Annotated in this window: 4 protein-coding genes; 3 read left to right on the top strand and 1 reads right to left on the bottom strand. The window is 69.4% G+C overall.

From position 1 onward, the window contains the following. Positions 1 to 127: 127 nt before the first annotated feature. Entirely contained in the window at positions 128 to 712 is a 585-nt protein-coding gene (locus JAO81_RS39785) for a biotin transporter BioY (protein ID WP_199552889.1), read from the bottom strand. Between the two features lie 290 nt (positions 713 to 1002). On the opposite strand from JAO81_RS39785, the gene JAO81_RS39780 reads away from it, so the two are divergent. The 3 genes from JAO81_RS39780 (at position 1003) to JAO81_RS39770 (ending at position 4735) form a co-directional block, all read left to right on the top strand. After that, positions 1003 to 2382 (top strand): amino acid permease, encoded by a 1380-nt coding sequence (locus JAO81_RS39780; protein ID WP_199552888.1) that lies wholly within the window; start codon positions 1003 to 1005, stop codon positions 2380 to 2382. 242 nt (positions 2383 to 2624) lie between these two features. After that, complete coding sequence (locus tag JAO81_RS39775) at positions 2625 to 4061, top strand: amino acid permease (RefSeq protein ID WP_233416575.1); 1437 nt, start codon at positions 2625 to 2627, stop codon at positions 4059 to 4061. A gap of 26 nt (positions 4062 to 4087) precedes the next feature. Beyond that, positions 4088 to 4735 (top strand): superoxide dismutase, encoded by a 648-nt coding sequence (locus JAO81_RS39770; RefSeq protein ID WP_199552886.1) that lies wholly within the window; start codon positions 4088 to 4090, stop codon positions 4733 to 4735. Positions 4736 to 4895: the final 160 nt, after the last annotated feature.

The raw sequence follows: 4895 nt of genomic DNA, 5'->3' as shown, positions 1-4895 counted from the left end.
CCGCCGGGCCCGCCCCCCCCCCCCCGGGGGGGGGGGGGGGGCGTCCCTGGTCGTGGTGCCGCCGGCCCCTGCGGCGCTCGAGCAGATCCGAACGGAGTCCGGATGCCGCTCCGGGGCGGGGAACAGCTCAGCCCTTACGGCCGACAAGCTTCCAGGCGCTCGGAAGCGCACCCATCGCCAGCGCGGCCTTCAGCGCGTCGCCGATCAGGAACGGGACCACACCGGCCGCCCAGGCCGCGGACAGCGAAAGACCCGTCGAGGCCATCAGCCACGGCACACCCACCGCGTAGATCACCGCGGACCCGAGCACCATCGTCCCCGCCGTGCGCAGCACCGAGCGGTCACCGCCGCGACGGGCCAGCGCGCCCACCATGCCGGCCGCGAGCAGCATGCCGACCACGTAGCCGAAGGAGGCGCCGCCCCAGCCGTGCGTACCGCCCTGGAATACAGGGGCGCCGAGGCCGCCGACCAGCGCGTACAGCGCGAGCGAGAGCAGGCCGCGGCGGGCGCCGAGCGCCGTGCCGACGAGCAGGGCGGCGAAGGTCTGGCCGGTGACCGGGACCGGGGAGCCGGGAACGGGGACCGACAGCTGCGCGGAGAGCGCGGTGAGCGCGGCGCCGCCGACGACCAGGGCGATGTCCCGTACGCGCGAGGCGGGCAGAAGGTCGGCGAGGACCTCACCGGGACGGGTCGCGACAGCTGCGGTGCTCATACGGACTCCAGGGAAGCGGGCGGGACACCGCGGCAGGGACCGGCGCGGGACCCCGTGGCAGAACGGCTCGGGACATCGCGACGCTATCCCAGCGGTCAACGCTCGTTCACCATCAGCCGTCGACAAAGCGGCACTTGGCGCCTTCGTAGGCTCCGCACAAAAACAGACCCCGAAGCCGGAAGCAGGTGACCTCCGTCACTAGGCCCTACGTCCAATCACGCCCGTTTTGCGCAAATCAGGACCCGCGGGCGAGACTGTAGGGTCCCACCAATCCCCTCCGAGAGCCGACGATGCACGACACCTCACTGACCGGCGGGCCCGAACCCCTCAGTCATGGTCTGAAACAGCGCCACCTCACGATGCTCGGCCTCGGCGGAGTCATCGGCGCGGGACTCTTCGTCGGCTCCGGCGCAGGGATCGCGGTCGCGGGCCCCGGCATCATCGTGTCGTATCTGATCGCGGGCGTGCTCGCGATGCTGGTGATGCGGATGCTCGGCGAGATGTCGGCGGCGGTGCCGGCCTCGGGTTCGTTCTCCGTGCATGCCGAGAAGGCCATCGGCCGCTGGGCCGGGTTCAGTGCCGGCTGGCTCTACTGGTTCCTGCTCGTCGTCGTGCTCGCCGTCGAGGCGACCGCCGCCGCGCAGATCGCGCACGGCTGGGCGCCCGGGGTTCCGCAGTGGGCCTGGGTGCTGATCTTCATGGCGGTGTTCACCGTGGCGAACCTCGTCGCGGTGCGGAACTTCGGCGAGTTCGAGTTCTGGTTCGCCGCGCTCAAGGTCGGCGCGATCGTCCTCTTCCTGATCCTCGGCACGCTCGCGATCTTCGGCGTCCTGAAGGACACCGACCCGGTCGGCCTCACCAACCTCACCGGCCAGGGCGGCTTTCTGCCGGGCGGCTGGGAGGGCGTGATCTCCGGCGTGCTCGCCGTGATCTTCGCGTTCGGCGGCCTGGAGGTCGTCACGATCGCGGCCGCCGAGTCCGACGACCCGGCCCGCTCGGTCTCGCGCGCGGTGCGCAGCGCGGTGTGGCGGATCCTCTTCTTCTACGTGGGGTCGATGCTGGTCATCGTGACGGTCCTGCCGTGGACCGCGCAGAGCGGCACGGTCAGCCCCTATGTCACCGTGCTGGACTCGATCGGCGTCCCGAAGGCCGGCACGATCATGAACATCGTGGTGTTCGTGGCGCTGCTCTCGGCGCTCAACGCCAATGTGTACGGCTCCTCGCGCATGATCTTCTCGCTCGCCGAGCGCCACGAGGCCCCGCGCGCCCTGCTCAGGGTCGCCCGCGGCGGCGTGCCCCGGCGGGCGGTCCTGGCGTCGGTGACCTTCGGCTTCATCTCCGTACTCCTGAATCTGAAGTGGCCCGACTCGGTCTTCCACTACATGCTCAACGCGGTCGGCTCGGTGCTGATCTTCGTCTGGGCGATGATCGCGGTGGCTCAACTCCGCCTGCGCCGGCGGATCGAGCGCGAGGCACCCGAGAAGCTGGTCCTCAAGATGTGGGCGTTCCCGTATCTGACCTGGTTCGCCCTCGCGGGCATGGCGGCGATCGTGGGCCTGATGCTCACCGACGACTCGGCCCGCCCGCAGCTGCTCTGGTCGGGCGCCGCCACGGCGGTCGTCATCGCGGTCGCTCTCGTACGGGACGTCGCACACGGCAAGCGGAAGTAACTGCTCCAGTACCGCGCGTGATCAAGACGTCCGGATTCCGGTCACCCCCTTCGGGTCACCGGACGGAGCCTCCACACTGATCCCTTGCTTATGCGACACATCTGACGCCCCACGACGTAACGGATCCCCCTGCGATGACTCCGCCTTCCGCATCCGCGGCCGTCAAGGACGCGCCGACGACCGGCGACTCGGGCCCCGAAGCGCCCGCCCTGACCAACAGCCTCAAGCAGCGCCACCTTTCGATGATCGCGCTCGGCGGTGTGATCGGTGCCGGGCTCTTCGTCGGCTCCGGTGCCGCCATCGCGGCCGCGGGTCCGTCGATCATCGTCGCGTATGCGATCTCCGGCGCGCTCGTGATGCTCGTGATGCGCATGCTCGGCGAGATGGCCGCGGCCAATCCGGCCTCCGGTTCGTTCTCGGTGCACGCCGAGAAGTCGATCGGCCCCTGGGCGGGCTTCACGGCCGGCTGGTCGTTCTGGTTCCTGCTCTGTGTGGCCGTGGGCCTCGAAGGCATCGGCGCGGCGAAGATCCTGCACGGCTGGATACCCGGGGTGCCCGAGTGGGGCTTCGTGGCGATCTTCATGCTGACCTTCTGCGTCACGAACCTCATCTCGGTACGGAACTTCGGTGAGTTCGAGTTCTGGTTCTCCGCGCTCAAGGTCCTCGCGATCGTGGCGTTCCTCGTCATCGGCGTCCTCGCGATCCTCGGCATCCTGCCCGGCTCCGACACCGACGCCCCCGGTCTGACCAACCTCACCGGCGAGGGCGGCTTCTTCCCGACCGGCTCCGAGGGCCTGATCGTCGGACTGCTCGCCTCGGTCTTCGCGTACGGCGGTCTGGAGACCGTCACCATCGCGGCCGCCGAGTCCGAGCACCCCGTCTCCGGTGTCGCGAAGGCCGTGCGTACGGCGATGTGGCGCATCGCGCTCTTCTACGTCGGGTCGATGGCCGTCATCGTCACGCTCGTCCCCTGGGACACCGAGGCGCTGGCCAGCCCCGACAAGGGTTCGTACGTGGTGACCCTGGAGCACCTGGGCCTGCCGGCCGCGGGCCAGATCATGAACGTGGTCATCCTCGTCGCCCTGCTCTCCGCGATGAACGCCAACATCTACGGCTCCTCACGCATGGCCGCCTCCCTGGTCTCGCGCGGCCAGGGCCCGAAGGCGCTCGGCAAGATCTCCGGCGGCGTGCCGCGCCTGGCCGTCGTGGCCTCCAGCGTGTTCGGCTTCTTCTCGGTGCTGCTCAGCTACTGGTACCCGGACACCGTCTTCTCCTGGCTGCTCAACATGATCGGCGCGATCATCCTGGTCGTCTGGTTCTTCATCGCCGCCGCCCAGCTGCGGATGCGCCGCCAGTTGCAGCGCGAGGCGCCCGAGAAGCTGGTCGTGAAGATGTGGCTCTTCCCGTACCTGACCTGGCTGGCGCTTGCCGGCATGGCGGCCATCTTCGTCCTGATGGCCCGCGAGGAGGGCACGCGGGTGCAGCTCTACTACACGGGCGGCCTGACCGTGGCGCTCGCCGTCGTCGGTTACGTATTGCAGCGGGTGCGTGGGGAGAGGCGGCCCCCCCCCCCCTCCCCCCCCCAAAGACCGAACCCCCCCCCGGCCCACCCGGCCGGGGCTTTCGTATGCCGTGATCACCACGCCTCCCTCTTGCTGCTAGCCTGCACTTGCAACTAGCTTGCAATAAGGACGCAGGAGGAACCATGGCCGTCTACACGCTCCCTGAACTCCCTTACGACTACGCCGCGCTCGCCCCCGTGATCAGCCCCGAGATCATCGAGCTGCACCACGACAAGCACCACGCGGCCTACGTGAAGGGGGCGAACGACACCCTCGAGCAGCTCGCCGAGGCGCGCGACAAGGAGACCTGGGGCTCGATCAACGGCCTGGAGAAGAGCCTCGCCTTCCATCTGTCCGGCCACATCCTGCACTCGATCTACTGGCAGAACATGACGGGCCCGAAGGACGGCGGCGGCGAGCCTCTCGCGGCCGACGGCGTGGGCGAGTTGGCCGATGCGATCGCCGAGTCCTTCGGCTCGTTCGGGGCGTTCAAGGCCCAGCTCACCAAGGCCTCCGCCACCACGCAGGGTTCGGGCTGGGGCGTGCTCGCGTACGAGCCGGTCAGCGGCCGGCTGATCGTCGAGCAGATCTACGACCACCAGGGCAACATCGGACAGGGCTCGACCCCGATCCTCGTCTTCGACGCCTGGGAGCACGCCTTCTACCTGCAGTACAAGAACCAGAAGGTCGACTTCATCGAGGCGATGTGGGCGGTCGTCAACTGGCAGGACGTGGCCCGCCGTTACGCGGCCGCCAAGGAGCGTTCGTACAACCTGCTGCTCGCGCCCTGAGCACGGCAGCCCTTGAGCACCCGCCTCGTGATCGTCTTCTCACCGGTTCACAGGGCGGGCGGTAGGAGGAGAGCCCCCGCGAGGACAAGGCTCCCGGGGGGTCTCTGCACCCTACGGGGCCCCGGGGCCCATGGGGCCAAGACGCCTATGGGTCCCCCAG

Origin of the sequence: Streptomyces sp. N35, assembly GCF_016464295.1 — a bacterium.
Lineage (GTDB): Bacteria > Actinomycetota > Actinomycetes > Streptomycetales > Streptomycetaceae > Streptomyces.
This window is presented reverse-complemented; position numbering and strand designations above follow the sequence as displayed.

Bases quoted from the DNA above. Each gene is read 5' to 3' on its own strand.
- JAO81_RS39785 (WP_199552889.1), bottom strand. From the start codon at position 712: ATGAGCACCGCAGCTGTCGCGACCCGTCCCGGTGAGGTCCTCGCCGAC.
- JAO81_RS39780 (WP_199552888.1), top strand. From the start codon at position 1,003: ATGCACGACACCTCACTGACCGGCGGGCCCGAACCCCTCAGTCATGGT.
- JAO81_RS39775 (WP_233416575.1), top strand. From the start codon at position 2,625: ATGATCGCGCTCGGCGGTGTGATCGGTGCCGGGCTCTTCGTCGGCTCC.
- JAO81_RS39770 (WP_199552886.1), top strand. From the start codon at position 4,088: ATGGCCGTCTACACGCTCCCTGAACTCCCTTACGACTACGCCGCGCTC.